This is a genomic window from Corynebacterium aquatimens, from assembly GCF_030408395.1.
GTDB lineage: Bacteria > Actinomycetota > Actinomycetes > Mycobacteriales > Mycobacteriaceae > Corynebacterium > Corynebacterium aquatimens.
In genome coordinates, this window is sequence record NZ_CP046980.1 from 1,102,549 (window position 1) to 1,128,970 (window position 26,422).

A 26,422-nucleotide genomic window follows, 5' to 3' on the forward strand; every position below is an offset into this window, starting at 1 on the left:
CAAGACCGAGCGCACCGGCTACCCGGCGCGTAAACGCGTTCGCCTATGAGAAAGCACCCGGATGGCGAGTGTGCTGAATTTTAGCAATGCTAAATGGTGGTGGAGGATGCCCACTCATGGCCGGGTGCTGCTTACAGCGTAGCGGAATCAGCTGAGTAGAGCCAGGATTGCTTCGGTGTGGAAGGGGTCTAGTGCTTTGGCGTCGGGGCTATCGGTGATGTCCGCGCCGGCGAGGCGTAGGTAGGTGGCTACATCCATGTAGGCACTGTGGCGGGCGTTGTCCAAAAGTAGCTGGATTTCGTTGTAGGTGGACTCGACGTTGACCGGCACTTGGTCTGATACGGGTACGGTCCAGTCCAGCCAGATCAGTTCGCGGCGGGCAAGGTCCACGACAGCGGGGGTGGCGTGGAACGACGGCGTGGTGAGGTCAATGCGCGCGACCACTTCGCTGGCTTCAAAATCCTGTCCGGTGGACAAGTTGGCACCGCCGAGGATGCCGATCTGCGCGTCCTCGACATTCGCAAACAGGGTGCGGCTGTAAGAGAAGCAGTTCAACACCACGTAGCGGTAGCCTTCGGCAAGCAATGAAGCGACGTGAAGCTGGATGTACTCAGCTGCCCCTTCGGGGGCGTGGGTGATGTCACCAGAGTGGAAGCTTCGAGTCTCGTCATCACGCAGGTTGGTGTAGGAAATCGCATTGAGTTTGCTGCCGTCCTCATTCGTGAAATACGCGGTGAGATCCAGATCGACAAACTGGCCGCGCCAGTGGAGAAAGAACCGCAGCTCCGCACCATCGCCGACGGGAATACGGGTGCCGCGCCCCACGGTGCGGGTGCCGCTTGAGGCGGAGCGCACGCCAAGCGGAATGGTCACTCGCGCCGCAGGGTCGCCGCCGACTACATGGGCCATGTCTGTTTCAATCCGGAAGCGTCGTCCCGCCAGTCGGCCGTGAAGTCCGTGCTCAATCGCCTCAATGATCGGCGTGTAGTCCTCCCCAGGAGCCAGCGTGTTCAACACGTACATCGCTTGGCTTCCGCTGCGTTTAGGCATAACCACGCGGTACGGGAGCTCATCGGAGCGTGCAGAGTTAAAGAAGTTCCACATCTGCACCAACACCCGCGCAGACACGTCAGGTGCGTGGTGACGGAACTGCGCCGTGAGCCAATCCCGATCTGCGGGCATTGCCCGCCACAGGGCATGGAGCCGGCGTGCGAAATCGCCCGGGTTGGCAGCAAAGAGTGCCTGGAGAGTCTCATGGTCGCGGCGCGCGACGGCGTCCTCAATCTGCCACTCGTGGGCCTTGGGCCAAGCATGACGCGGGCCGTGCACCATCGCCCGGACCTCGTTGACACGTTCCGCCCATGGGTACTCCTGCGGGTGCAGCGCGCGCATCAGGCGCTTCCATCGCTCCTCTTCAGCCTGAATGTAGTGCAGATTCTCGTCGCTCAGCAGGGGCTCAAGAAGCTTAACGACGAACCTTCGGTCAGCCCTGCGCAGCTTGAACTTCGTGTTGATTCCCAGAGATCGATCCCCGCCGGAAAGCTCACTTGCCACGCGCAGCACATCGGTTGGTGTCTTCAGCAGCGGTGCCCAGTCCAATCCGCCGACGCGGTGCGCGGCGAGGAGAGCGAGGTTTTCGCGGATCGGGACGTCCACTGCCTGCGGGATGAATGCGCCTAGAGCGCGGATGTCGTCCGCGTCCGTCGTGGAGAAGGGTTGTGAGGATGCGATGAGGGACGCGGCGATCTCCGCGATGTCCGCATCAGTTGCGATGCGCACCGGCCGAGGCGTCCGATTCTCCAATGGGGTTCCGGCCAGCACTCCCTCGGGCGGGGCCGGTGAGAGCCACTGGATTCCCAAGCCCCTGTAGAAATAGTGGGCTAGCGCACGGGCGTACAGCTGTGATTCCGTCAGACCCGGCACCGTGTTGCGGAAGTCCGGGTTCAACGTGGGCAAGTGGGCGCTGTTAAATCCGGTGATCTCACGGGCACGGTCAACGACCACGCCGAGCGAGCGCGGGTCGGCGGTCGCGATTAAAGGCAGCTGATCATCTTCCACCCTGTACCCCAACAAGGCCATATCTCCAAGGAACTTCTCCACCGTAGCCTGATCGGACTGGCCTGGGAAAAGGTAGAGCAGGTTACGCCGACGCAGAGCCAATTCGGCGACCCTGTACTGCACCGCTGGTTCGTCCATGGTCAGTGTCGTGGAAACGCCTGGGTGGTCATGCATGGTGAGTCTCCTGTACGGGGGATGTGGGGTTGTCGCGGAAGCACCACGCCGTGACTACGCCGAAGATGGCTGCGGTGACGGCAAGGAAGAGGATGACTGTCTCGTGTGCGCTGGTGTAGGCGGGCGCTGCCAGCGGGTTTGTTGTTGGATCGTACATGGCATCCATGCCCTTCGCTTGCAGCTCGGGTGGCAGTAAAGAGGCGTAGACGGCAGGCAAGAGAGATCCGGTCACGGCAACGGTGATAAGGGTCCCAAATTCGTAGGAGACTTCCTCAACCCCGGCAGCCATCCCCGCTCGCTCGGGCGGGGCAGCGCCGATGATGGCGATGGAGGAGACAGACATGATGAAGCTGGTGCCTGCGCCGATCAGGAGGAAACCGCTAAGCAGTACCGCGAAGCTACCAGAATGTGAGCCCCACCATGACAGTGCGGCGCCGAGAACGGAAACCGTGAACCCTGATCCGGTGATCGTGAGGAAACCGATTCGTTCTAACAGCGCACCGCCAGCGATGGAGAAGGGGAACGCAACTACAGCCACAGCGCCGGTAGCCAGACCCGCGTGGAAGGGAGTGAAACCATGAACCAGCTGCAGGCGCTGGGTGGAAGTCAACTCCATACCGATTAAAACGAACATGGCCCCGATCGCGGCTAAGACACCGCCAGCGAACACCCGGTTGCGGAAGATGTCGAAGGTGAGCAGGGGATCGGTGAGTTTCTTCTGGCGGCGATGGAAGGCAATGGTGCCTATTACCGCGCACACCAGGGCAGCGATGATCAGTGGTAGATTCGCGCCGGGATGCGTTACCTGCTTGATCACCATGGTCAGACCAGACAGTGCAATAAGCGCGTAAAGCGAGGAGGTGGCATCCCACTGTTTCGCGGGGTTGGGGTGGTTCGGTGGGCCAAGCAGGAAGGTGCCCGCGAGGGCAACGAGGACGATGGGGACATTGATAAAAAAGACGGAGCCCCACCAGAAGTACTCCAGAAGCAGTCCGCCGACGACTGGCCCGATGGCGGCACCGACAACGGCTGCTGAGGCCCAGATGCCGATGGCGATGTTGCGCTCGCGCTCTTCAGTAAAGATCTGGTTGATCAGGGCAAGTGTGGCGGGCATCATGGCTGCTGCTCCGATCCCAAGCACGCCGCGTGCTGCCACGAGTGCCCATGGAGACGGCGCAAACGCAGCGGCGAGGGAGGCCGCGCCGAAGATGAGTAGGCCCGCGACGAACATCTTCTTGTGCCCGATCCGGTCGCCGAGCGTGCCTGTGCCCAGAAGCAAGCCGGTGATCAGCAGTGGGTAAGCGTTGATGATCCACAGCGACTGCAGGGGGCTAGCGTCTAGCTGCGCATTGAGGGCGGGAAGGGCCGTGTAAAGGATCGAATTGTCCAACGCGACCATGAGTAAGCCGATGGAGACAACGATGAAGAACGCCCATCTGCTCGGGGAGGAAGCACGAACGCCGAACACCCGCGATAGCCTACCCCGCGCCAGTGCGATGGGGAGGATTTATGTCCGGTTACCCTTATTATCGGATCAATTACAACGAGATTGTTCTGGCCTTACATGGCTAGGAATTTTTGGGAAGGCTTACTGTGAGGTACACAAGTCGGATCGCGATCGTTTCACTTTCTGCCGCAGCGATTGTTGCGTCAGCCCCTGCGCACGCCCACGACCCGGTGGTTAATGCTTGGCCGGGGGATAACGCAACGGTGAAAGAATTTCCGGGGGAGTTGAAGATTGAGTTCTCCGGGGAGATCAAGAAGGATTTCAATACCTTCGCGCTGTCGCGGGTGTCGGACCAAGAGGTGCTGTTTAGCGGCGAGCCTACGGTAGATGGGCGGTACGCGACGTTGGACCTGCCGGATGATCTTGCACCGGAGGCGGGGCAGTACCGGGTGGGGTTCCAGATTGTGTCCTCGGATGGGCACTCGACGAAGGGGATGACGGAATTCACCTATGCGCCGGACGGGCAGGTCGCACCGAACGGGGATGCGCAAGGGTCGGATGCGGGTGACAACAAGCCGTCGTCAAGCGATGGCTCGTCCTCATTGACGTGGCTGTGGGCGCTGGGCGGCGTGGTTCTCATCGCGGGCGCGGCGCTGGCGATGGTGGGACGTACGCGCCAACGTGAGGCGTTGGATGCTCACGATCAGCGCACGCGGGAAGAGGTCCCGGGCGGGGAGAAGTGACGGAAAGCGGGTAGGCTTTCCCAGTGTTGTGATGAAAAGTACCCCCGCCCAGGTATGGCGGAGGTGCGTGAGCGCAAAAGGAGCGCATGAAAAATGACCAACGGAATTGCGGCAGCGGTAGAATTCGAGCCCTTTGAGGTGCCGGCAGGAACTGCCGTCGGCGCGGCGATGCGCGAGTTGGATCTGCCGAACAAGGGCGACAACGCGATCGTGGTTGTCCAAGACGCAGAAGGCAACCTGAAAGATCTGTCCCACGTTCCGGAGGACACCGCGACGTTCATGCCGGTGCCGGCGAACACTGAGCTGGGGCGCAGCGTGATCCGCCACTCCTGCGCACACGTTTTGGCGCAGGCAGTGCAGCAAGAGTTCCCGGACGCCAAGCTGGGCATCGGCCCCGCTATTAATGACGGCTTTTACTACGACTTTGATGTGAAAGAGCCGTTCACGCCGGAGGATCTCAAAGCGCTGGAAAAGCGCATGAAGAAGATCATCAAACAAGGCCAGAAGTTCGTCCGCGGTGTCTATGCCTCCGCGGAAGAAGCTGCTGAAGACTTGAAAGATGAGCCCTACAAGCTCGAGCTGATCCAGGACAAGGGCAGCGTCGACCCGAACTCGGATGAGGCGACCGAGGTCGGTGCGGGCGATCTGACGCACTATGACAACGTCAATCCGCGCACGAACGAGGTGGAGTGGCACGACCTGTGCCGCGGCCCGCACGTGCCCACGACGAAGTACATCCCGGCGTTCGCCCTGACCCGCTCGAGCGCCGCCTACTGGCGCGGTGACCAGGCCAACGCTGGCCTGCAGCGCATCTACGGCACCGCGTGGGAGTCGAAGGAAAAGCTCGAGGAATACCAGCACATGCTGGCGGAAGCCGAAAAGCGCGACCACCGCCGCCTGGGCACGGAGATGGACCTGTTCTCCTTCCCGGACGAGGTTGGTTCCGGCCTTCCGGTGTTCCACCCCGCGGGCGGCATCGTGCGCATGGAGATGGAGCAGCACTCCCGCCGCCGCCACATTGAGGCCGGCTACTCCTTTGTGAACACCCCGCACGTGACCAAGGGTGACCTGTTCAAAAAGTCCGGTCACCTAGACTGGTACGCGGACGGCATGTTCCCGCCGATGCAGCTGGATGGCGAATGGGATGAGGACGGCAACTGCACCAAGCAGCCGGTGGACTACTACGCCAAGCCGATGAACTGCCCGTTCCACAATCTGATCTTCGACTCCCGTGGCCGCAGCTACCGTGAGCTGCCGCTGCGCCTGTTCGAGTTCGGCACCGTCTACCGCTATGAGAAGTCCGGTGTGGTCCACGGCCTGACCCGTGCCCGTGGTTTCACGCAGGATGACGCCCACATCTACTGCACCGAGGACCAGCTGGAGCAAGAACTCACCGACGTTTTGGAGTTCATCATCTCCTTGCTCAAGGACTACGGCCTGGACGACTTCTACCTGGAACTGTCCACGAAGGACCCGGAGAAGTACATCGGTGATGATGAGATTTGGGAGCGCTCCACCAACATCTTGGAGTCTGTAGCCACCAAGTCCGGCCTTGAGCTCGTCCCGGACCCGGCGGGTGCCGCCTTCTACGGCCCGAAGATTTCCGTCCAGGCCAAGGATGCCATTGGCCGCACCTGGCAGATGTCCACGGTGCAGCTGGACTTCAACCTGCCGGAACGCTTCGACCTGGAGTACACCGCCTCTGACGGCACGAAGAAGCGCCCCGTGATGATCCACCGCGCTCTGTTCGGTTCCATCGAGCGCTTCTTCGGCGTCCTGCTTGAGCACTACGCCGGTGCCTTCCCCGCGTGGCTCGCTCCTGTCCAGGTCGTGGGAATCCCCGTCGCCGACGAGTTCGCGCCGCACCTCGACGCAATCGTCGACAAGCTCAAAGCCCACGGTCTTCGTGCGGAGGTCGACCACTCCGACGACCGCATGCAGAAGAAGATCCGCACCCACACCCAAGCTAAGGTGCCGTTCATGCTTCTCGCCGGCGCGCGCGACGTCGAAGCGAACGCCGTGAGCTTCCGCTTCCTCGACGGCAGCCAAGTCAACGGCGTCCCAGTGGATGAGGCAATTAAGCTAGTCACCGCATGGGTGGGTGACCAGATCAACGAGCAGCCGAACGAAGACAACCTGAACTCGCTGCGTGGCGGGGCTGTCGCTCCCGAGAGCGAGGAGTCCTCCGCCCCGCGCGAAGGCTAAAGGGAGGTTGTCGCGTGGGTAACGGCGACCAATTCGTAGACCAAGGCGTAGGCACCCCTGATCGCCTCGAGCGACTGTGGGCGCCCTACCGCTCGGCCTACATCACCAAGATCCCCGGGCAGCGCGAAAAGCGTGAGGACCCCTTCATCGCCGCGCCCCAAATGAGCGACGAGGACGGCCTCATCATCGCCCGCGGGGAAACCGTCTACGCGCTGCTCAACCTCTACCCCTACAACTCCGGCCACCTCATGGTCGTGCCCTACCGCAAGGTCGCTGAGCTTGAGCAGCTTAACGACGAAGAGACCGCCGAACTCATGGCTTTTGCCAAACTCGCCGTCCGTACCTTGAAGAAAGTATCCCGCCCCGAAGCCATCAACGTTGGCCTCAACCTGGGCAAAGCCTCCGGCGGCTCAGTCGGCGATCACCTCCACCTCCACGTCGTCCCACGCTGGGCCGGCGACTCCAACTTCATGACCGTCATCGGCGGCACAAAAGTCCTACCCCAACTCCTACAAGACACCAGGGCATTACTTGCCGACGCGTGGAGCGAGATCCTCTTCGAGGACTCGTACGATAAACCCGAGAACGACGGGGGTGGTTCCGATGCTTAGCATGCGCGCACGAAAACCCGCAGCGGTCATCGTCGAGCCGATCGCCAAGGCATTCCTGCATGTAGGGTTTACACCCAACACGGTCACCGTGCTCGGGACCTTGGCCACCATCGGCATCGCGGTCACACTCATTCCCTCCGATCATCTTCTCACCGCGGCGATCCTCAGCGCGCTGTTTGCCGCCTTCGACCTCGTCGATGGAACAATGGCTCGTCTCCGTGGTGGGGGCACGGCCTTCGGGGCAACGCTCGACGCCAGCTGCGACAGAATCACCGATGGTGCCCTGTTCGGCGCGATCGTGTTCTGGTTGGTGTACGTCGATCAAGCACCGCCGGTAACAGTGGTTGCGGGCCTGATTGTTCTAGTCCTGTCGCAGGTGATTAGCTACGTCAAGGCCCGCGGGGAAGCCGGTGGACTAGAAATCAACGGCGGTCTTGTTGAGCGCGCAGAACGCCTCATCATCGCACTGTTCGGCCTCGGACTGGAAGGCCTTGGCGTGCCACACGCCATCGAAGTAGCGCTATGGCTGCTCGCCGCCGGATCCTTGTTCACCGTTGTGCAACGCCTCGTCAAGGCGTCGCGAAGCGAAGGCGCAAGCGCAACCATCGCCCCGCCCGCAGGAGCCTAACGTGGCTGCGTTCACGGAATCACTTTCAGCAGCCGGGTACCTAGCCGGGTGGCGCATCGTTCGGTGGATGCCTAACGGTGTGGCGACGCGCTTATTCAACGCCGGGGCCGACTGGGCCGCGCGTAAAGAAAAAGGGACCTATTACCTTCGGCGGAACCTCGCCCGCGTTGTCGGGGAAGACAACGTCACCGATGAGCTCGTGCGTGCCTCCATGCGCTCCTATGCTCGCTACTGGCAAGAGGCATTTCGCTTGCCGTCTATCGCTGGGAAGCCAGCGCTCATGCGCATTCTGGATGAAAGCATTAATCACGGACGCCCTGAAATCGAGGCCACGTTGGCGCGCGGAAAAGGGCTGATCCTCACGCTGCCGCACTCCGGTAACTGGGACATGGCGGGCATGTGGCTAGTGAACCGCTATGACCAGTTCGCCACCGTCGCCGAGCGCCTCAAACCCGAGGTGCTCTTCGACGCGTTCGTGGACTACCGCGAATCCATGGGTTTCGAAGTTCTTGCCGCATCCGGAAGCGACACACCGCCCTACGAGCGCCTCAAGGAAGTGCTTGAGGGCAACGGAATCGTCTGCCTGATGGGGGAACGCGACCTCACACCCCGTGGGGTACCAGTGAACTTCTTCGGCGAAGAAGCGACCCTGCCAGCAGGCCCAGCGAAACTCGCCATCGACACCGGCGCCGGGCTACACGTCGCCCACGCCTGGTTCGAAGGAACAGCCGACAACCCTCGCTGGGGACTTTTAGCAACACCAGAAGTAGAAGTCACCACCGTCGAAGAAACCACCCAACGCGTCGCCGATCTCTTCGCCGAAAACATCGCTGCCCACCCCGAAGACTGGCATGCGCTGCAGCCCATATGGTTGAGTGACCGCCGAAAGCGGTCACCCAACGAAGAGAATGGGCACTAACCCGTGCGTATCGCGATTGTGTGTCCGTATTCTTTCGACTACCCGGGTGGGGTGCAAGCGCACTGCATAGATCTGGCGCAGGCGCTGCGGGAGTGCGGACATGACGCGCGGGTCATTGGGCCGGGGACGGCAAGCACGAAGGATTCGGTCCCGGACTTTGTAACCCTGGGCGGGGGATCCGTGGCGGTGCCGTACAACGGTTCAGTGGCGCGTATTGCATTTGGCCCGCGCACGTTGAAGACAGTGAAGAAGTTCTTAAGCGAGGGTGACTTCGACATTGTGCACATTCATGAGCCGAACTCGCCGAGCTACTCGCTTGCGGCGCTGATTACGGCGTCCGTACCGGTGGTAGCCACCTACCACACGTCCGCGGAGGCATCGCGCCTGTTGAAGATCGCGCGGCCGTTTCTGCGGTTGGCGTTGGAAAAGATCTATGCCGGTATTTGCGTTAGTGAGACCGCGCGACGCTGGCAGGTAGAACAACTTGGCGGCGACCCGGTTCTCATCCCTAACGGTGTGGACGTGGGGTTCTATGCGTCCGGGCACGCTGAGCCGAGCCCGGCGCATGAAAAGCACGTGCCGGAAATTGTGTTCCTCGGGCGGCTCGATGAGCCACGCAAAGGGTTCGAGGTCTTTGCTCGTGCCTTGGGTGTTTTGCGCGAACGGGGGATTGAACCGGGGAAGGACCTACGCGTCACTGTTGCCGGTGGGGGACTCGCGGTGCCACATGCCGATTCACCGGCGTTGCAGGGCGTTGAGTTCGTAGGCCGGATCAGTGATGAGGAAAAGGCTGAGCTTTTCCGCAGAGCAGATATTTACGTTGCGCCGAATACGGGTGGTGAGTCCTTCGGGATTGTTCTGATCGAAGCGATGGCCGCTGGATGCGCAGTGATCGCGAGTGACATTGAAGCTTTTCGCACAGTCGGTGCAACATCACGCGAGCACCCGGCCGCGCGGGTCTTTCCGGTCGGTGATGCGCAACGGTTGGCGGATGCAATCGAAGAACTCCTGGGCAATGAGTCGATCCGGGCATCGCTTGCTGCCGCCGGACAGGCAAGGGCCCAAGAATACGACTGGGGCGTCGTCGTCAAGCAAGTGCTCGACGTGTACGAGGTTGTAGCGGGGGAGAAGCGATGAAGCGCACGGTGGCGATGCGATGGGCCGTGGGCATAAGCTGCGCGGGCGTGTTGTGGGCGGTGGTGACGGCGCGGCGATTGGACCGCTTGCACAGGCGCGTTGACAGCACGCGCGCGAGGTTCGAGGAGCTGGGCGCAGCGCCGGCGAGCTCAGAGGAACTTTACCGCGCGGAACTCTCCCGGCGCTTCTACAACCAGGCGGTGATGGAAACGCGAGCGCTCCGGCTAAACCCCGTGGTGCGGGTGCTGCGTTTGGAGGGTACGGCGCCACTTCCGCATTTTGCTGGCAAGCCCGACGCGCGCTGAGCGTTAGTGGAAACGAAGCGATTCCACGAACGGGCACAGCGTAGACAAAACTTACTTGCTGCAGGGAGTAGGATTCTGGCTCATGAACCTCTCGGATTTCAACATCGCGACGCCCAGCATCGAAGAGATCATCAACCTCGAGCAAATAGACAAAGACATCTTCCGCGGCTCGGGTGCGGATTCACCGCTGCCCCGCACCTACGGTGGTCAGGTAGCTGCCCAATGCCTATCGGCGGCTACGAAGACGGTCGAAGACGACAAGATCGTCCACTCGCTGCACGGGTACTTCGTGCGACCTGGTCAATCCAGCCGCGACACGGTCTTTCTGGTGGAGCGCGTGCGCGATGGGCGCAGCTTCGCGACCCGCGTGGTGCACGCAATCCAGGATGGCGAAATCATCTTCACCATGTCCGCGAGCTTCCACATCACCGACGATCAAGGCATTGAGCACTCCGACCGTATGCGTGAAGTAGTGCCCCCAGAGGAGGCTCTGCCGCTGGAGAAAACCGGTGGTGAACTTCGCTTCTTCTCCCTGTGGTCACAGGACTGGGACGTACTCGTTGTGCCGGACGACAAGTTCGAGCACAACCCCTACACCCCCTCCCAGCAGGTGGTGTGGTTCCGCTCCAAGCGTCAGCTGCCGGACGACCAGACCTTCCACATCTGCACCCTTGCTTACATGTCGGACCTGACGCTGCTGCACTCCGCGATGGTGCCCCACCGCGATGAGCAGGTACAGATGGCGTCGCTGGACCACGCGATGTGGTTCTTCCGCGACTTCCGCGCTGATGATTGGCTGCTCTACGACCAGGTGTCGCCGTCCGCTCACGGAGCGCGCGCAATGGCGACCGGCCGCATCTTCGACCGCGCCGGGAACCTGGTTGCCATGACTACCCAGGAAGGTCTCACCCGATCGCTCGCGGCAGGCAAGCAATCCATCCCGGTCAAAACCGAATTCGAGAGATAAAACAGCCCGCGTATAGTTAAGGGCCGGATAAAAGAGGTAAAGGAGACGCTATGGCTGGCCACTCAAAGTGGGCAACAACGAAGCACAAGAAGGCCGCAAACGACGCAAAGCGTTCCAAGTTGTGGGCGAAAATGATTAAGGACATCGAGGTCGCGGCGCGTACCGGCGGTGGTGATCCGGCGGGTAACCCGACGCTCGATGACATGATCAAGAAGGCCAAGAAGGCTTCTGTTCCGGGCGACAACATTGAGCGCGCTCGCAAGCGTGGTTCGGGCGAAGAAGCTGGCGGTGCTGACTGGCAGACCGTGATGTACGAGGGCTACGGCCCGAACGGCGTGGCCATGCTCATTGAGTGCTTGACCGATAACCGCAACCGTGCTGCGACGGACGTGCGCACCGCGATGACTAAAAACGGTGGCAACCTTGGTGAGTCCGGTTCTGTTGCGTACATGTTTACGCGCAAGGGTGTGAACACTCTGGCCAAGGGCGAGCTGGAAGAGGACGACGTGTTGATGGCCGTCCTTGACGCTGGTGCAGAGGAAGTCGTGGATACGGGCGAGCAGTTCGAGGTTCTCTCCGCTGCGTCCGATCTTCACGCCGTGCGTGACGCGCTGGCTGAAGCCGGCATTGAGGTCGAGGAAACCGATACGGACTTCCGCGCCTCCGTCGAGGTCGACCTGGATGCGGATAGCGCACGCAAGTTGTTCAAGCTGATCGACGCGCTGGAAGACTCCGACGATGTTCAGAACGTGTTTACTAACATGACCCTATCTGACGAGGTCGCTGCGGAACTCGCTGACGATTAAGCAGCACGTTTTCACGTTCGACCCTGCACTTTCTAACGCCGCTTCCCGCGAGGGGGAGCGGCGTTGTCGCATCCGTGTGGTAGAACAAATGTGTGGTTAGCCTACAAGGACTTCGCGTGATGGGGATTGACCCCGGATTGACGCGCTGTGGCCTGTCAGTGGTGCAGGCAGGAAAAGGCCGCCAAGTGATTCCGATGGCGGCGGGTGTGGTCCGCACGCCGTCGGATGCGGAGCTATCTGAGCGACTCCTGCGGCTCTCGGCCGCGGTCCATGAATGGATGGATGACTACCAGCCGGACGTGGTGGCGATGGAACGGCTCTTTGAGCGCGGCAATGTGTCGACGGTGATGCACACTGCGCATGCGGTGGGAGTCATGGTGCTGGCTGCCGCGGAGCGCAACATTCCGGTCTACATGTACACGCCGTCAGAAGTGAAGAAGGCCGTTTCCGGTAACGGGCGTGCGGATAAGAAGCAGATGACGGTGATGATCACGCGCATTCTGGGTCTTGGGGCGCCGCCTAAACCCGCCGATGCGGCGGATGCGTTGGCGATTGCGGTGTGCCACTGCTGGCGCGCACCGATGATCGCGATAGGAAAGAATGAACAGCACAAGTTAGGCGTAGCCAGCCAGGAACAACCACAGCAACGAAAGGGCGCGTAAATGATTGACTCTGTACACGGTGAGGTACTGTCCATCGGCCTTGATCACGCGGTCATCGAATGCGCTGGTGTGGGTTACCGTTTCTTGGCCACGCCGCCGACGCTGGCAACATTGACGCGTGGGGAGACCACGCGCGTGTTCACCTCGATGGTCGTGAAAGACGATGGGGTGACGCTCTACGGTTTCGCTGATGATGATGCACGCGGCATGTTCCACCGGCTGCAGACGGTGTCCGGTTTGGGACCGAAGTTGGCGCTGGCTGCCTTGGCGGTGTTCTCCCCGGCGGAGCTGGCCACCCATATCGTTGCGGGGGACGCGAAGACTATCCAGTCCATTCCGGGCGTGGGCAAGAAAATGGCTGAACGCATCGCGCTTGAGCTGAAAGACAAAATGGAGGGCATGTACCCGGCTGAGGCCGGGACCGGTACGGCTGCATCCCCGGGTGCCGGTGCTCCCGCGTCGGCAAGCGGGGCGTCTTTTGCCACGGAGCAAGTGGTGGAAGCCCTAGTCGGCCTGGGATTCCCCGAGCGCAGCGCGCGGGCGGCCGTCGATAAGATTGCCGCGGACAATGAGGGTGCGGACTCTTCGGCATTGCTGCGGCTGGCGCTGAACCACCTGGGCAAGAAATAGGGCAGAGATCAGCGAACAAAGAAGAAGAGACCAAAGCATAAGGATAAGGCACACGCATGTCGGACGTAGAGAAGACCGAGTTTGAGCTCCCCGCGGATCTTGCGCGCCAGATTGATTCACCGATTGATGCCAATGAGCAGGTGGAAGAGCGCGATGTGGAAAAGACTCTGCGCCCGAAATCGATCGAAGAATTCATCGGTCAGCCGAAGGTGCGTGAGCAGCTGAGCTTGGTCTTAACCGGTGCGAAGCGGCGTGGGGTAACGCCTGACCACATTCTGCTGTCTGGTCCCCCGGGGTTGGGTAAGACCACGATGGCGATGATCATTGCCCAAGAACTTGGCACTTCTTTGCGCATGACGTCGGGCCCTGCGCTGGAGCGCGCGGGGGACTTGGCTGCGATGCTATCGAACCTCATGGAGGGTGACGTGCTCTTCATTGATGAGATTCACCGTATTGCGCGGCCGGCGGAAGAAATGCTCTATATGGCGATGGAAGACTTCCGGATTGATGTGATCGTGGGCAAGGGGCCCGGTGCGACGTCGATCCCGCTGGAGATCCCGCCTTTTACCCTTGTGGGCGCCACCACGCGCGCGGGAATGCTGACTGGTCCGCTGCGTGACCGTTTTGGGTTTACCGCGCAAATGGAATTTTATGATGTCGCGGATCTGACCAAGGTGGTAACGCGTGCGGCGTCAATCCTGGACGTGGACATTGACCCCGATGCCGCGGTGGAGATCGCGTCACGCTCCCGGGGCACGCCGCGTATTGCCAACCGACTGCTGCGTCGCGTGCGTGACTGGGCTGACGTGAATGGCGATGGGCGAGTAACGTTGACCGCGGCACGTGAGGCGCTTGACGTCTTTGACGTGGATGAGCTGGGGCTGGACCGACTGGACCGCGCGGTGCTTGACTCCTTGATTCGAAGCCACTCCGGCGGGCCTGTGGGTGTGAACACCCTGGCCATTGCGGTGGGGGAGGAACCCTCCACCGTGGAGGAAGTATGCGAGCCCTACTTGGTCCGCGCTGGTCTCATGGCGCGCACGGGTCGCGGCCGCGTGGCAACAGCCGCTGCGTGGCAGCACCTTGGAATCACCCCGCCACCGGAAGCGCCGGGGCAATTGAACTTGCTCTAGGAAGTCCCGTGAAGTGGGTGTTGCGCATCGCAGTGACTTTAAAATGGCTCCACAACTTTCGCGTGCCGTGAGATCTAGGACGCGTTAAGAAGGGTCGGGCTTAAATTTCCCGGTGCCCATGACGTACGATCTTGGACTGGACGATTTTCTCTGCCCGCCGCACGCGCCGTTCGCGGTGAACAAGCGGGCAATACGTATGAGGAGAACCCATCAGTGTCTTCCAAGAAGTCAAGCTCTTCTGAGTCATCTTCAAAGGCTCGGCGGATGAAGAGCGCCAAGCCGAAGCGGACGCAGGCGGCGGCACGCTCGCACGCGAATCGCGTATGGCCAAAGCGCGCCCTCGCGCTGTTCCTGCTCCTAGTCGCCGTGGTTTACTCGCTCGTGTTTTTAACGGGTGACCACAAAGCATCGCCGAAGCTGGGTATTGACCTGCAGGGTGGTACACGCGTGACCCTGGTGCCGCAGGGCAAGGAGCCGACGAAAGACCAGCTGGCCCAGGCGCGCACGATCCTGGAGAACCGCGTGAACGGTATGGGTGTTTCCGGCGCATCCGTCGTGGTGGACGGCAACACGCTGGTGATTACGGTTGCCGGTGAGGACACCAGCCAGGTCCGCACGATTGGGCAGACCTCCCAGCTGATGTTCCGCCCGGTGATTGACCCCAACATGCCGCAGAACGAGCAGATCGGGGAGTTTGTCTCCACCCTGGGTGACATGGCTAACCGTTGGGTGGAGTCCGGTGTGATTGAAAAGCCGATGGCGGAAGCAATCATCACCCAGCTGATCACCGCGATGAATGAGGCTGCTCAAGACCCGGCCCAGAAGGTTGAGGCGCCGGCGATTGATAAGGAGCCGTTGCCGGAAGCGGACAACACGCTGGAGGCATCCAAGCGCCGCCAGGAGATCACCGCGATGCTGCGTGAGGACCGTCAGTCGGACGACCCGCTGAAGCAGTTTGCTGCGATGAGTCTTCTGCAGTGCCAGACGGCGACGGAAGAGGGCGCTGTGGCTGCTGACCCGCTCGCGGGTACGGATGACCCGAAGCGCCCGCTGGTGACCTGTGACGTGGGTACCGGCCGCCCGATCGTGCTGGATCAAGTTCCGCTGCTGGAAGGCGTCACGGACCCGGAGGGTCCGCGCTTGACCGGTAACACGATTGACACCAACCGCCCGATCACCGGTGGTCTGAACCCACAGACCAACCAGATGGAGATCAACTTCGCGTTCAGCCAGGAAGGTGAATTCAACGGCTCTTCCACATGGGCCGCTCTCACCGCAGCGATGCTGCAGAAGCAAATCGCCATCACGCTTGACTCCCAGGTGATTTCCGCACCGGTGATCCAAAGCCCAACCCCGGTGGGTTCCGCAACGTCGATTACCGGCCAGTTCACCCAGACTGAGGCAGAAGCACTGGCGAATAACCTCAAGTACGGTGCGCTTCCGCTGTCATTTGCGGGTGAAAACGGTGAACCTGGTGGTACCGCGCAGACGGTTCCGCCGTCACTGGGTATCGCCTCGCTGAAGGCGGGCATCATCGCCGGCATCGTCGGTCTGATCCTCGTCGCGATCTTCGTGTTCGCCTACTACCGCCTGTTCGGCTTGATCTCTTTGTTCACGCTGTTTGCCGCGGGTGCACTTGTTTACGGTTCGCTGGTTCTGCTGGGCCGCTGGATCGGCTACACGCTGGACCTGTCCGGTGTCGCCGGTTTGATCATCGGTATTGGTACCACCGCCGACTCCTTCGTGGTTCTCTACGAACGCGTTAAGGATGAGGTCCGCCGTGGCAGAACCTTCCGTTCCGCGACGAGGAATGGTTGGGACCGCGCTAAGGAAACCATCGTTACCGGTAACATCGTCACGCTGTTGGGCGCCGTAGTGATCTACGTCCTCGCCGTCGGTGAGGTCAAGGGTTTCGCGTTCACCATGGGTCTGACAACCGTCTTCGACCTTGTGGTCACCTTCCTGGTCACCGCACCGCTGATGATCCTTGCCTCGCGTAGCCCGTTCTGGTCGCGCCCAGCCGTCAACGGAATGGGCAGGGCATTCGAATCCGCGAAGTACGCTGATGTGGACGAGGATGAGATTGAGATCAACCCGGCTGAGGTCAACCCCGCTCAGGACGACGCGGAACAGGCAACAGACGTTGAGACCGCCGAGCCGCGCATTTCTACCACCAAGCTTTCCGTTACGGACCCGCAGGAGGACAAATAATGAGCACCGCAATCGCATCAGGCTCCGCGGAACCGTCGAAGGGCACCGCGGCAGCAACCAAGTCCAACCGGGAGAACGAGCACCACGCGACTGGTTTGGAAGCGCTGTACACCGGCAACGGTGCAATTGACTTCATTGGCCGCTCCAAGACCTGGTACATGATTACGCTCGCGCTCATCGCGGTGTGCGTCGTGTCCATGCTGGTGCGCGGCTTCAACTTGAGCATCGACTTTGAGGGCGGCACCAAGATGGCCATGCCCGCGGGTGATCTCGTGGTTGAGCAGGTGGAGGAGACCTTCATTGAGGCCACCGGCGTGACCCCGGAGCTGACTCAGATCGTCGGCGCGGGCGACTCGCGCACGCTGGAGATCAACTCCGAGTTCCTCTCCGACCAGCAGATCAACGACGCCCGCCAGGCGATTTTTGACAAGTACAAGCCGCTTGACGGTGAAGGCAAGCCATCGCCGGACGCGATCGGTGACTCCACGGTGTCTGAATCGTGGGGTTCCACGATTACCAACCGCATGATCTTGTCGATGGTGATCTTCCTTCTTGTCGCTTCCGCGTATGTTGCTCTTCGCCTGCAGCGCAACATGGCTATCGCCGCGATGCTCGCGCTGCTTATCGACGGCGTGTTGATCATCGGCATCTACTCACTTCTGGGCCTGGAGATTTCCCCGGCCATGATCATCGGTCTGCTCACGGTGCTGACGTTTTCCATCTACGACACGGTCATCGTGTTTGACAAGGTGAAAGAGAACACCGAGGGCATTTTGGATTCGCGTAGATCTACCTATGCGGAGCAAGCCAACTTGGCGGTGAACCAAACCGTCATGCGTTCGATTTCTACGTCGGTGATTTCGGCACTGCCAATCGTCGCACTGCTCATCGTTGCCGTGTGGCTGCTCGGCGTGGGTACCCTGCAGGACCTTGCCTTGATTCAGCTCATTGGTGTGGTCGAGGGCATTTTCTCCTCCCTGTTCCTGGCTACTCCGCTTCTGGTGAGCCTGACCAACCGTCAGAAGAAGTACAAGGAGCACAACGCGGCCGTCGCACGCTTCCGCGAGGGCAAGGCTGACGACGATCACGAGCGCACTGCCGAGGGCAAGCGCGTGGTTGCTTCCGTGGCCTCACCAGGAATGGACAGTGGCCGGGAGCGCACGCCCACCACATCGACGTGGAGGCCCAACCAGCGGTAGCTGACGTGAAGTTCACAACCAAAGACCAACGGCGCGTAGGGTGATCACGATGAAGCCATTGAAGGCCGCGGCGGCCGCACTTACCGCGGTAGCTCTGTCCCTGGGCACCGTGGCGTGCTCGGGGAATGGTGACGGCGCGGATGAAAATCCGTCGACCGATTACTTCGGTTACCAACTGCCCGTGCCGTTGGTCACCTCGAACGCGGCAACCAATCTGGGTGATTCACTCAAGATGCAGCGCCTGTCCGGCCGCGTATTCCCCGGCCCGTTTGTGCCGGGGCCATCGGGGCAGATGATCCCGAACACGGATCTGGTGACCACCCAAGTGCTGCCTGGTGCGAACCGCAAGGTGGAGTACACGCTCACCGAGCAAGCGAAGTTCTCCGACGGCGTTCCGGTGACGTGTGATGACTACCAGCTTGCGTTCACCGCGGGGAAGAACCCCGCGATCTTCTCGTCCCACATGCCGCAATTCGATGCGGTTGAGTCCATAGAATGCACCCCGGGCTCAAAGAAATTCACCATCAAGTACGTGGAGAAAGCCGGCGGCCGCTGGCGTGAACTCTTCGGCGCTGGCACCGTGCTGCCCGCCCACGCGATTGCAAAGAAGATTGGGCTTGAGACCGCCGCGCTGACGGGTGCGTTGCAGGCGAGCGACTACGAAGTAATGGCGCGCGCCGCGGACGTGTGGCGATTCGGCTACGCCTTGGACAAGTTCGATCCAGCCCTTCAAGTCTCGTTTGGCCCATACAAGATCCAGGCGGTGGGCAAGGATGGTGAGGTCACTCTGGTGGCCAATGACGCCTACTACGGCCAGGCACCGCAGATCGACACAATCGTCGTCTGGCCAGGTTCCGCCGATACCGCTGACCTTGTCAGCAAGGGCGCGCTCAAGGTCGGCGACATCTCAGATCCCAAACCAGCGTGGTTTGATCCGAATGCGGAAGGTAATCCGTACAAGGTGGAAACCGTCGTGGGGGAGATGACCGATACCCTCGTTTTCGCTGACGGCGGTGCATGGGCTGACAAGGAAATGCGAGCCGCGGTCTCCAAGTGCATTGATCCAAAGGCCGTCGCCGCCGCGTCCTCCAAGGTCGCCGGTGTCGAAGTTCCCGTAACTCCCGTACGAGTCCTCCCGCACAATGACCCGTTGGCACGTCGTCTGGGCGACATTGCAAACCCACACCTCAATGTCGATATTGAGGGCGCTCGGGCCGCCGCAGGAACGGAACTGCGCGTTGGGTACTCGGTTGCTGATCCGCGATATGCCGCCATGGTTGAGGCCATGCGTGTCTCGTGTGAACCGGCCGGGATCAGCATCAAGGACGTTACCGGCAAGGGCAAGACCCGCGGCGACCTAGTTTCACCCGATGTTTTGGATGAGGTGATGGGCACCGTGACCCCGGGAACGGGAAGCATTGATGCTTACCTCGGCGCCGTGGCACCCATGCGGGAATATGACAGCTCGGATTCACGCTCCGGTGAACTTCGTGCCCTCCGCGGTGAGGAAAGGCGGCTGTGGGACGAGCTCCCGTCAATTCCGCTTAGCGCTCAGCCGCGCACTTTCGTGATTGACAAGTCGATGGAGCAGGTAGTCCCTTACACTGGACCCGTCGGCATCGGATGGAACATGGATCGCTGGCGCTTCGCCGCTGCTGCGCCGTCAAGCGCGCAGAAACCTAAGAAAACTAAAGACTAACGCGCCAGCCCCACACGACCGTAAGGACGGGAAATGACCGTGAACGAGACGCCCCAAGACAGCGACAGCAACGAGGCACCGCAGCCAAAATACCTCACCGCCCGTCAGGCTCTGGACGCGAAGATGCGCTATGTCCAGGACTTCCCTGAAGAAGGCGTCCTGTTCGAAGACTTGACGCCAGTGCTTGCCGACGGCGATGCGCTGAACGCGGTCATCCGTGAGCTTTCGCAGGCTTGCCGTTCCATGGGCGCGGAAATGATTGGTGGCTTGGACGCCCGCGGCTTCCTTCTTGGCTCCGCTGTGGCCTATGACCTTGGCGTTGGAATCCTTGCAATCCGCAAGAAAGGCAAGCTGCCGCCACCCGTCATCAGCGAGGAATACGAGCTGGAGTACGGCTCCGCTGCATTAGAAATTCCTGCTGAGGGCATGAACGTTGAGGGCAAGCGCATTGTCCTCGTGGATGACGTTTTGGCAACTGGTGGCACACTCGTTGCGGCGCATGACTTGATTGAGCGCGCCGGTGGTACGGTCGTCGGAAACGCCGTTGTGCTTGAGGTCAAAGGCCTTGGCGGTCGCGAACGGCTTGGGGACACCCCGCTAGTTGTGGTCAGCATGGGCTCCGAAGAGCAGTAAGACAACCACCCCGAAGAAAGAACCGAGATGACTACGCCAGAGAAAAACCAGAAACGTTCTGGCACTAGCATGCGTAGCGTCTCCGCCCGCCTAGCTCGTTCGCTAACCGGCGGACGTACCAAGACTAATCCTGTCTTGGAGCCGCTGCTTGCGATCCACCGCAGGTACCACCCCAAGGCAAGCGTGGAGCTGCTTACCCGCGCGTACGAAACTGCGGAACGCCTCCACGAGGGCGTAATGCGCAAGTCGGGGGATCCCTACATCACTCACCCGTTGGCGGTGGCCACGATCTGCGCGGAGATCGGTATGGACACCACCACCGTCGCCGCGGCTCTTCTGCACGACACGGTGGAGGACACGGAATACTCGCTCGAGGACATCACGCGGGACTTCGGTCCAGAGGTCGCCCGACTTGTCGACGGGGTGACGAAGTTGGACAAGGTATCCCTCGGCACCGCTGCTGAGGCAGAAACCATCCGCAAGATGATCGTCGCCATGTCGAACGACCCTCGCGTTCTAGTCATCAAGGTCGCCGACCGCCTACACAACATGCGCACGATGCGTTTCCTGCCCCCGGAGAAGCAGGCGAAGAAGGCCAGAGAGACCCTCGACGTCATCGCGCCCTTGGCCCACCGTCTTGGAATGGCCAGCGTCAAGTGGGAACTGGAAGACCTTGCTTTTGCGATCCTGTACCCGAAGAAGTACGAAGAAATTGTTCGCCTCGTCGCTGAGCGCGCCCCCTCCCGTGACCGTGCGCTGAAGGACATTACGAAGGAAATCCAGGCGGAACTAAAAGCTAACGGTGTCAAAGCGGACGTCATGGGCCGACCGAAGCACTACTGGTCGATCTACCAAAAGATGGTTGTCCGCGGCCGGGACTTCAACGAGATCTTTGACCTAGTGGGCATTCGCATCCTAGTGGACACCATCAATGATTGTTACACGGCCATCGGCGTGGTTCACTCCATGTACTCAGCGATGCCTGGTCGCTTCAAGGACTACATCTCTAACCCACGCTTTGGCGTGTACCAGTCGTTGCACACGACGGTGATGAATGACTCCGGCCGCCCGCTGGAAATCCAGGTTCGCACCCATGAGATGCACTACAACGCTGAATTCGGTGTTGCCGCGCACTGGCGTTACAAAGAAACCAAGGGCTCGCACAAGGGCGATCAAGCTGAGCTTGATCAGATGACCTGGATGCGCCAGCTACTCGACTGGCAGAAGGAAGCCGCGGATCCCAACGAGTTCCTCGATTCCTTGCGCTACGACCTCACGAGCGCCCAGCTCTTCGTGTTCACCCCCAAGGGTGACGTGGTGAACCTTCCGTCCGGTTCCACACCGGTGGACTTTGCCTACGCAGTCCACACCGAAGTCGGCCACCGCTGCATCGGTGCCAAAGTCAACGGCAAACTCGTCGCGCTTGAGACCAAACTCAATTCTGGTGACAGGGTAGAGGTCTTCACCTCCAAGGACCCGAACGCCGGGCCGTCCCGCGACTGGCAGGACTTTGTTGTTTCCCCACGCGCCAAGGCGAAGATCCGCCAGTGGTTTGCCAAAGAACGCCGCGAGGTTCACCTCGAAGCCGGCCGCGACGCTCTCGCTGAAGAGGTTCAGCGCGGCGGCCTACCACTGCACCGCCTCTTCACCGCGGACAGCCTGCAAAAGGTTTCCACCCGCCTTGGCTATCAGGACGTTGATGGGCTCTACACCGCGATCGGCTCCGGCCACGTCTCTTCCAAGCATGTCGTGTCCCTCGTGGTGGAAATGTTTGGCGATGAGGACGATGCCGTTGATGCGCTGACCGCCCGCACCCCCATGTCGCAGATGGTGCCCAAGTCGCGTACCGACGGGCCGTCCATCCTCGTCGAGGGTTCCCCCGACGTCATGGCCAAGCTGGCCAAGTGCTGCCAGCCCGTCCCCGGCGATGAGATCTTCGGCTTCATCACCCGCGGCGGGGGAGTTTCTGTCCACCGCTCCGACTGCACCAATGCAGGAAAACTCCGCGAGGAATCCGCAAGAATCGTCGACGTCGCCTGGGAGCGCGGCACTGGCTCCGGCGCCTCGCTGGCCACCATGCAGCTCGAAGCTTTGGACAAGCAAGGTCTATTGGCGGAACTCACCCGCGTCCTCAACGACCTCCGCCTACCCGTCCTCGCGCTCAACCACGTCTGCGCCGACGACCACATCGCCACCGTCCGCTTCACCGTCCAAGTCTCCGACACCAAGCAGCTCGGCTCCCTCATGAACCAGCTCCGCAACATCGAGGGCGTCTTTGACGTCTACCGCGTCACCGCGTAACCGTCTCGAGCCACCAATCCCGAGCCACAAGCCCCACATTGACGTTCCAAGGGGACCGACGCCGCCATCCTTCGATCCCCGTGTAGATCCGTTTGGTTTTTAGCGAGCAAAACCGCAGGTGGCTTCGCTTGATTTCCGAACGGATCTACAGCATGTGTACCGACGAAAAACCGCTGTGGATTAATCCACAGCGGTTTGAAGCTCCGTTAGAACCTTAATTGAAGACTAAGCCTCAACGGTAAGATCCAATAGGATTAGAACTTGATGCCGAGCTGGTTGCGAGCGAAGTTGAACAGGGTACCAAGCGCACCGAGGATGGTGGTGAAGAGACCGATCCAAGCACCGATCTTAGCGATGTCGATCTGGTCGTTGGTGTAGAAGGCCTTACGGGAGGACAGCTCGAGCTTTTCCTTTGTAGTACCGTTCTCTCGGATCTGCTTTTCCCTTTCCTCACGCTCTTTCTTGGCGTCGCGCTCTTCCTGCTTGCGCTTCTCCTCGGCTTCCTTGCGAGCCTCTTCCTTAGCCTTCAGCTCAAGCTCTTTCTGCTTGTTCTGCTGCTCAAGGAGCTTTGCCTCAGCCTCGATCTGCTCCGGAGACTTGTTCTCGGCAGAGTTGGTTGTGGGTACGGTCGAAGTGTTGTTCTCTGCGAACGCCGGAACGGCAACGATGCCAGTGGTGGAAACAGCAACTGCAGCTGCAGCTGCGATGAGGCCCTTACGGAACTTCATGATCATAAACCTTTCAGGTCTAAGCAAGTGTCTTGACGTGGAACACTCTACATATCAGTAGTCGCACTGGCAACGTTACAACAGAAGAAAAATTCACAAATTTCTCTCTGAACGTTGTCTGTGAGCTGCCGTAATGTGGAATGTTTGGTCTAGAAACTGTTATATCTTGGTGACGGAGACGGACTTGATCTTGACTTCATCCTTGGGTGCGCCGTCGCCGGGGCCCATAGATTCGGAGCCTTCCTTGATGCCCTTCTTCGAGATTTCATCGAGGGTTGCGAGGCCCTCTTCGTTGATGGTGCCGAAGTAGGTGTACATCGGAGGCAGCGGGGAGTCACTGTAGTTCAAGAAGAACTGGGAACCATTGGTACCGTTGCCCTTTTCGTCCTCACCAGCGTTGGCCATAGCGATGGTGCCGCGCTCGTAGTTGAGCGGGGTATTCATGGCTTCAATGTCGTTCTTGTCCACTTCGTCCGTAGGGAACTCGTTGTTGAATTGGAAGCCAGGGCCACCAGCCCCAGTACCGGACGGGTCGCCACACTGGAGGACGTGAATGCCGCTCGTCGTCAAGCGGTGGCACACGGTGTCGTCGTAGTACTTCTGCTCAGCGAGGTACTCGATGGCGTTGACCGTACATGGCGAAACGGCGCGGTCGAGGGTGAGCGGGATCGGGCCGGCGGTGGTGTCTAAAGTGATGTCCACGGTGCCTTGGGTAGAGACGTTCTTCATCTCAGGCAGGCCCTTGTAGTACTCGCCCTGGCCGTCTTCACGGTAGGAGCACTCAACGGTCGGCGGAAGAGCCTGGGCGCGTTCACGCTTGAGCGGCTCAGCGTCTGTCTTCTCTTCCTGTGTCGGTTCCGTGGTGGTCTCAGACTCCGCGGTGATTTCTTCACTGCCCTCGCGGGTGGCGGCCCAGTAGATGCCGCCGCCGATGAGTGCGATCACTGCGAGGGCGAGAAGCGCGACCGTCCACGGCTTGGACGCTTCCTTGCGGTCGCGTGCGTTGATCTCTTTCTCAAGCTGCTTCAGGGCGTCCTCGCCCCGTTTCTTATTGCTCTCCACCGGGTGATTCCTCCGTTGGTAATAGTGGCGGTGTTGCCTTAGGTGTTGTTTAGACGGGAAGTTAGCCTATCAGTTGCTGGGCTTTTCCCGTGTTGCGCGCCTGTGGTTCCTCCTACACTTAGGTGGCATGAAGATCGAAGGCTTTACAGCAGGGCCGTTCCAGGCCAACACCTACGTGGTGATTAATGGAGACCGCGCGTTAGTGATTGACCCGGGCATGAGTGCATACGGGCCGACCATGGAGATTGTTGAGCGCGAAGGCGTCACCTTGGAGGCCGTGGTGTTGACCCACGGGCACATCGACCACGTACGCGATGCGGCTGAATTCGAATTACCCACGTACATCCACCCGGATGATGAAGTCATGTTTGATTTCTCCTCCAAGCCAATGCAAGAGTTCGCTCAGATCTTCGCGCCAGCGATTCCGATGATGGGGTTGGATACGTTTAAAAAACCGGGGGACCTGCGACACGTCAACGATGGTGAGACCCTAGAGGTGGCTGGTCTTTCATTCACCGTGATCCATGCTCCGGGCCACTCGCCGGGATGCGTGATCTTCAAGTCCAACTCGGAACTGGTCGCGTTTACGGGAGACGTAATCTTTGCGGGGTCTGTGGGGCGCACGGACGTGCCGCTGTGCTCGCCTGAAGCGATGCAGCGCAGCTTGGCTGGCCCCGTGTGGGACTTGGCCGACGAGTTGACGCTTCTTTCCGGTCACGGTCCCGCCACCACCATGGAACGTGAACGCGCAACCAACCCGTACTTGCGCGAGGCCAAGCAGGCCAGCGCACACTGACGGCCTAAACTGGGGGCTCGTGAGCGAAAAGTTTAAGCCCCTGTCAGCGCCGAAGGGCGTCCCCGACTACATCCCGCCAGCGTCCACGGTGTTCCACAACGTGCGCTCTGAGTTTGTGCGCCAAGCGCACCTGGCCGGCTACCAGCACATTGAGTTGCCGGTTTTTGAGGATACGACGCTGTTCGCGCGCGGCGTGGGGGAGTCCACGGACGTGGTGAGCAAGGAGATGTACACCTTTGCTGACCGTGGTGACCGATCCGTCACCCTACGACCGGAGGGAACCGCGGGCGTGATGCGAGCGGTCATCGAGCACAACTTGGACCGCGGCCAGCTGCCGGTCAAGCTCAACTACTACGGCCCTTTCTTCCGTTACGAGCGCCCGCAGGCTGGCCGCTACCGCCAGCTGCAGCAGGTGGGCATTGAGGCCATCGGTGTTGACGACCCGTTCCTGGATGCGGAGGTCATTGCCCTTGCAGACCGCTCCTACCGCGCCGTGGGTCTGTCGCAGTTCCGGCTTGAGCTGACCAGCCTCGGTGATTCCACGTGCCGCCCGGCGTACCGCGAAAAACTCCAAAAGTTCCTGTTCAAGCTGCCTCTTGATGAAGAAACGCGTCGTCGCGCTGAGATCAACCCGCTGCGCGTGCTTGATGACAAGCGCCCGGAGGTCAAGGAGATGACCGAGGACGCGCCACTGATGCTGGACCACCTCAGCCCGGAGTGCCGCGAGCACTTTGAGACCGTCACTGGGACCCTCGACGACATGGGTGTTCCGTATGTGATCAACCCACGCATGGTGCGCGGCTTGGACTACTACACCAAGACCACGTTTGAGTTCGTCCACGACGGGCTCGGCGCACAGTCGGGCATCGGCGGCGGGGGGCGTTACGACGGCCTGATGGCGCAGATCGGTGGGCAGGACCTATCCGGAATTGGCTACGGGCTGGGCGTGGACCGCACGGTTCTAGCGCTGGAAGCCGAAGGCGTAGAAACCCTAGTAGACAAGCGCGTTGAAGCCTACGGCGTTGCTATTGGCGCCAAGGCGCGTGCAGCAATGGCCGAGCTGATCAACAAACTGCGCGTGGCAAACATCAGCGCGGACATGGCCTACGGCGACCGCGGCTTGAAGGGCGCGATGAAGGGTGCGGATCGTGCCGGGGCAGATTTCGCTCTAGTGCTGGGTGACCGTGAGCTTGAAGCCGGTGAAATCACGATTAAGAACATGCAGGAGAAAACCCAGGAGACCGTGTCGCTGGACATGTCCTCCATCGTCAGTGTGATCCGTGAGTACAGCCACTAAGGTTTCCGACCCTATTTTCTTTAACATCCAGAATTCTGTTAATTAAGTCCTTTTCTTATCAGTTTTCTTGT

Annotated in this window: 23 protein-coding genes; 19 read left to right on the plus strand and 4 right to left on the minus strand. The window is 60.6% G+C overall.

Going from position 1 to position 26,422, the window contains the following annotated elements; all coding sequences use genetic code 11:
* Positions 1–147: 147 nt before the first annotated feature.
* On the minus strand, positions 148–2,232 hold the full coding sequence (locus tag CAQUA_RS05015; RefSeq protein ID WP_196824244.1) for a TerD family protein: 2,085 nt from the start codon (positions 2,230–2,232) through the stop codon (positions 148–150).
* Complete coding sequence (locus CAQUA_RS05020; protein ID WP_196825581.1) at positions 2,225–3,631, minus strand: MFS transporter; 1,407 nt, start codon at positions 3,629–3,631, stop codon at positions 2,225–2,227. Before CAQUA_RS05020 ends, CAQUA_RS05015 begins: the two co-directional genes overlap by 8 nt.
* Before the next feature lie 194 nt (positions 3,632–3,825).
* On the opposite strand from CAQUA_RS05020, the gene CAQUA_RS05025 reads away from it, so the two are divergent.
* From CAQUA_RS05025 to CAQUA_RS05105, 17 genes are all read left to right on the plus strand, one after another.
* Positions 3,826–4,422 carry a copper resistance CopC family protein gene (locus tag CAQUA_RS05025; protein WP_290178837.1) on the plus strand — a complete coding sequence of 199 codons (597 nt, stop codon included), beginning with the start codon at positions 3,826–3,828 and terminating at the stop codon, positions 4,420–4,422.
* Between the two features lie 93 nt (positions 4,423–4,515).
* On the plus strand, positions 4,516–6,627 hold the full coding sequence (thrS, locus tag CAQUA_RS05030; protein ID WP_196824242.1) for a threonine--tRNA ligase: 2,112 nt from the start codon (positions 4,516–4,518) through the stop codon (positions 6,625–6,627).
* A 14-nt stretch (positions 6,628–6,641) separates the two neighbouring features.
* The gene (locus CAQUA_RS05035; RefSeq protein WP_196824241.1) at positions 6,642–7,238 is read left to right on the plus strand and encodes an ATP adenylyltransferase; all 597 of its coding nucleotides are present in this window, start codon (positions 6,642–6,644) and stop codon (positions 7,236–7,238) included.
* Positions 7,231–7,866 (plus strand): phosphatidylinositol phosphate synthase, encoded by a 636-nt coding sequence (pgsA, locus tag CAQUA_RS05040; protein ID WP_196824240.1) that lies wholly within the window; start codon positions 7,231–7,233, stop codon positions 7,864–7,866. Before CAQUA_RS05035 ends, pgsA begins: the two co-directional genes overlap by 8 nt.
* Position 7,867: 1 nt before the next feature.
* A complete protein-coding gene (locus tag CAQUA_RS05045; protein ID WP_196824239.1) occupies positions 7,868–8,785 on the plus strand; it encodes a phosphatidylinositol mannoside acyltransferase in 918 nt (305 codons plus the stop codon).
* 3 nt (positions 8,786–8,788) lie between these two features.
* A complete protein-coding gene (locus CAQUA_RS05050) occupies positions 8,789–9,922 on the plus strand; it encodes a glycosyltransferase family 4 protein (protein ID WP_196824238.1) in 1,134 nt (377 codons plus the stop codon).
* Positions 9,919–10,227 carry a hypothetical protein gene (locus CAQUA_RS05055; RefSeq protein ID WP_231375402.1) on the plus strand — a complete coding sequence of 103 codons (309 nt, stop codon included), beginning with the start codon at positions 9,919–9,921 and terminating at the stop codon, positions 10,225–10,227. Before CAQUA_RS05050 ends, CAQUA_RS05055 begins: the two co-directional genes overlap by 4 nt.
* A gap of 82 nt (positions 10,228–10,309) precedes the next feature.
* Positions 10,310–11,194, plus strand: a complete 885-nt coding sequence (locus tag CAQUA_RS05060; RefSeq protein ID WP_196824237.1) for an acyl-CoA thioesterase — start codon at positions 10,310–10,312, stop codon at positions 11,192–11,194.
* 50 nt (positions 11,195–11,244) lie between these two features.
* Positions 11,245–12,000 carry a YebC/PmpR family DNA-binding transcriptional regulator gene (locus CAQUA_RS05065; RefSeq protein WP_196824236.1) on the plus strand — a complete coding sequence of 252 codons (756 nt, stop codon included), beginning with the start codon at positions 11,245–11,247 and terminating at the stop codon, positions 11,998–12,000.
* Positions 12,001–12,119: 119 nt separating this feature from the next.
* A complete protein-coding gene (gene ruvC / locus CAQUA_RS05070; RefSeq protein ID WP_196825579.1) occupies positions 12,120–12,662 on the plus strand; it encodes a crossover junction endodeoxyribonuclease RuvC in 543 nt (180 codons plus the stop codon).
* Positions 12,663–13,292 carry a Holliday junction branch migration protein RuvA gene (gene ruvA, locus CAQUA_RS05075; RefSeq protein WP_196824235.1) on the plus strand — a complete coding sequence of 210 codons (630 nt, stop codon included), beginning with the start codon at positions 12,663–12,665 and terminating at the stop codon, positions 13,290–13,292.
* A gap of 56 nt (positions 13,293–13,348) precedes the next feature.
* On the plus strand, positions 13,349–14,425 hold the full coding sequence (gene ruvB / locus CAQUA_RS05080; RefSeq protein ID WP_196824234.1) for a Holliday junction branch migration DNA helicase RuvB: 1,077 nt from the start codon (positions 13,349–13,351) through the stop codon (positions 14,423–14,425).
* 264 nt (positions 14,426–14,689) lie between these two features.
* Positions 14,690–16,636: a protein translocase subunit SecD gene (gene secD / locus CAQUA_RS05085; RefSeq protein ID WP_196824233.1), complete on the plus strand. Its 1,947-nt coding sequence runs from the start codon at positions 14,690–14,692 to the stop codon at positions 16,634–16,636.
* On the plus strand, positions 16,636–17,835 hold the full coding sequence (gene secF / locus CAQUA_RS05090; RefSeq protein ID WP_196824232.1) for a protein translocase subunit SecF: 1,200 nt from the start codon (positions 16,636–16,638) through the stop codon (positions 17,833–17,835). The genes secD and secF overlap by 1 nt, the downstream gene beginning before the upstream one ends.
* Positions 17,836–17,884: 49 nt before the next feature.
* On the plus strand, positions 17,885–19,534 hold the full coding sequence (locus CAQUA_RS05095; protein ID WP_196824231.1) for an ABC transporter substrate-binding protein: 1,650 nt from the start codon (positions 17,885–17,887) through the stop codon (positions 19,532–19,534).
* A 33-nt stretch (positions 19,535–19,567) separates the two neighbouring features.
* Entirely contained in the window at positions 19,568–20,167 is a 600-nt protein-coding gene (locus tag CAQUA_RS05100; protein WP_196824230.1) for an adenine phosphoribosyltransferase, read from the plus strand.
* Between the two features lie 27 nt (positions 20,168–20,194).
* The gene (locus CAQUA_RS05105; RefSeq protein WP_196824229.1) at positions 20,195–22,468 is read left to right on the plus strand and encodes a RelA/SpoT family protein; all 2,274 of its coding nucleotides are present in this window, start codon (positions 20,195–20,197) and stop codon (positions 22,466–22,468) included.
* Positions 22,469–22,722: 254 nt separating this feature from the next.
* On the opposite strand, the gene CAQUA_RS05110 is transcribed toward CAQUA_RS05105, so the two are convergent.
* Complete coding sequence (locus CAQUA_RS05110; protein WP_196824228.1) at positions 22,723–23,196, minus strand: hypothetical protein; 474 nt, start codon at positions 23,194–23,196, stop codon at positions 22,723–22,725.
* Positions 23,197–23,355: 159 nt separating this feature from the next.
* Positions 23,356–24,258, minus strand: coding sequence for a peptidylprolyl isomerase (locus CAQUA_RS05115; protein WP_196824227.1), 903 nt, complete (start codon positions 24,256–24,258; stop codon positions 23,356–23,358).
* 127 nt (positions 24,259–24,385) lie between these two features.
* On the opposite strand from CAQUA_RS05115, the gene CAQUA_RS05120 reads away from it, so the two are divergent.
* Both CAQUA_RS05120 and hisS read left to right on the plus strand, forming a co-directional pair.
* Positions 24,386–25,054 carry an MBL fold metallo-hydrolase gene (locus tag CAQUA_RS05120; protein WP_196824226.1) on the plus strand — a complete coding sequence of 223 codons (669 nt, stop codon included), beginning with the start codon at positions 24,386–24,388 and terminating at the stop codon, positions 25,052–25,054.
* A 19-nt stretch (positions 25,055–25,073) separates the two neighbouring features.
* Positions 25,074–26,351, plus strand: coding sequence for a histidine--tRNA ligase (gene hisS, locus CAQUA_RS05125; RefSeq protein ID WP_196824225.1), 1,278 nt, complete (start codon positions 25,074–25,076; stop codon positions 26,349–26,351).
* The last annotated feature ends 71 nt before the right edge of the window (positions 26,352–26,422 follow it).

Bases quoted from the DNA above. Each gene is read 5' to 3' on its own strand.
- ruvB (WP_196824234.1), top strand. From the start codon at position 13,349: ATGTCGGACGTAGAGAAGACCGAGTTTGAGCTCCCCGCGGATCTTGCG.
- CAQUA_RS05120 (WP_196824226.1), top strand. From the start codon at position 24,386: ATGAAGATCGAAGGCTTTACAGCAGGGCCGTTCCAGGCCAACACCTAC.
- pgsA (WP_196824240.1), top strand. From the start codon at position 7,231: ATGCTTAGCATGCGCGCACGAAAACCCGCAGCGGTCATCGTCGAGCCG.
- secD (WP_196824233.1), top strand. From the start codon at position 14,690: ATGAAGAGCGCCAAGCCGAAGCGGACGCAGGCGGCGGCACGCTCGCAC.
- thrS (WP_196824242.1), top strand. From the start codon at position 4,516: ATGACCAACGGAATTGCGGCAGCGGTAGAATTCGAGCCCTTTGAGGTG.
- CAQUA_RS05110 (WP_196824228.1), bottom strand. From the start codon at position 23,196: ATGAAGTTCCGTAAGGGCCTCATCGCAGCTGCAGCTGCAGTTGCTGTT.
- CAQUA_RS05065 (WP_196824236.1), top strand. From the start codon at position 11,245: ATGGCTGGCCACTCAAAGTGGGCAACAACGAAGCACAAGAAGGCCGCA.
- CAQUA_RS05015 (WP_196824244.1), bottom strand. From the start codon at position 2,232: ATGCATGACCACCCAGGCGTTTCCACGACACTGACCATGGACGAACCA.
- CAQUA_RS05095 (WP_196824231.1), top strand. From the start codon at position 17,885: ATGAAGCCATTGAAGGCCGCGGCGGCCGCACTTACCGCGGTAGCTCTG.
- ruvA (WP_196824235.1), top strand. From the start codon at position 12,663: ATGATTGACTCTGTACACGGTGAGGTACTGTCCATCGGCCTTGATCAC.
- CAQUA_RS05105 (WP_196824229.1), top strand. From the start codon at position 20,195: ATGACTACGCCAGAGAAAAACCAGAAACGTTCTGGCACTAGCATGCGT.
- CAQUA_RS05060 (WP_196824237.1), top strand. From the start codon at position 10,310: ATGAACCTCTCGGATTTCAACATCGCGACGCCCAGCATCGAAGAGATC.
- CAQUA_RS05100 (WP_196824230.1), top strand. From the start codon at position 19,568: ATGACCGTGAACGAGACGCCCCAAGACAGCGACAGCAACGAGGCACCG.
- CAQUA_RS05055 (WP_231375402.1), top strand. From the start codon at position 9,919: ATGAAGCGCACGGTGGCGATGCGATGGGCCGTGGGCATAAGCTGCGCG.
- secF (WP_196824232.1), top strand. From the start codon at position 16,636: ATGAGCACCGCAATCGCATCAGGCTCCGCGGAACCGTCGAAGGGCACC.
- ruvC (WP_196825579.1), top strand. From the start codon at position 12,120: ATGGGGATTGACCCCGGATTGACGCGCTGTGGCCTGTCAGTGGTGCAG.
- CAQUA_RS05020 (WP_196825581.1), bottom strand. From the start codon at position 3,631: ATGGTCGCGTTGGACAATTCGATCCTTTACACGGCCCTTCCCGCCCTC.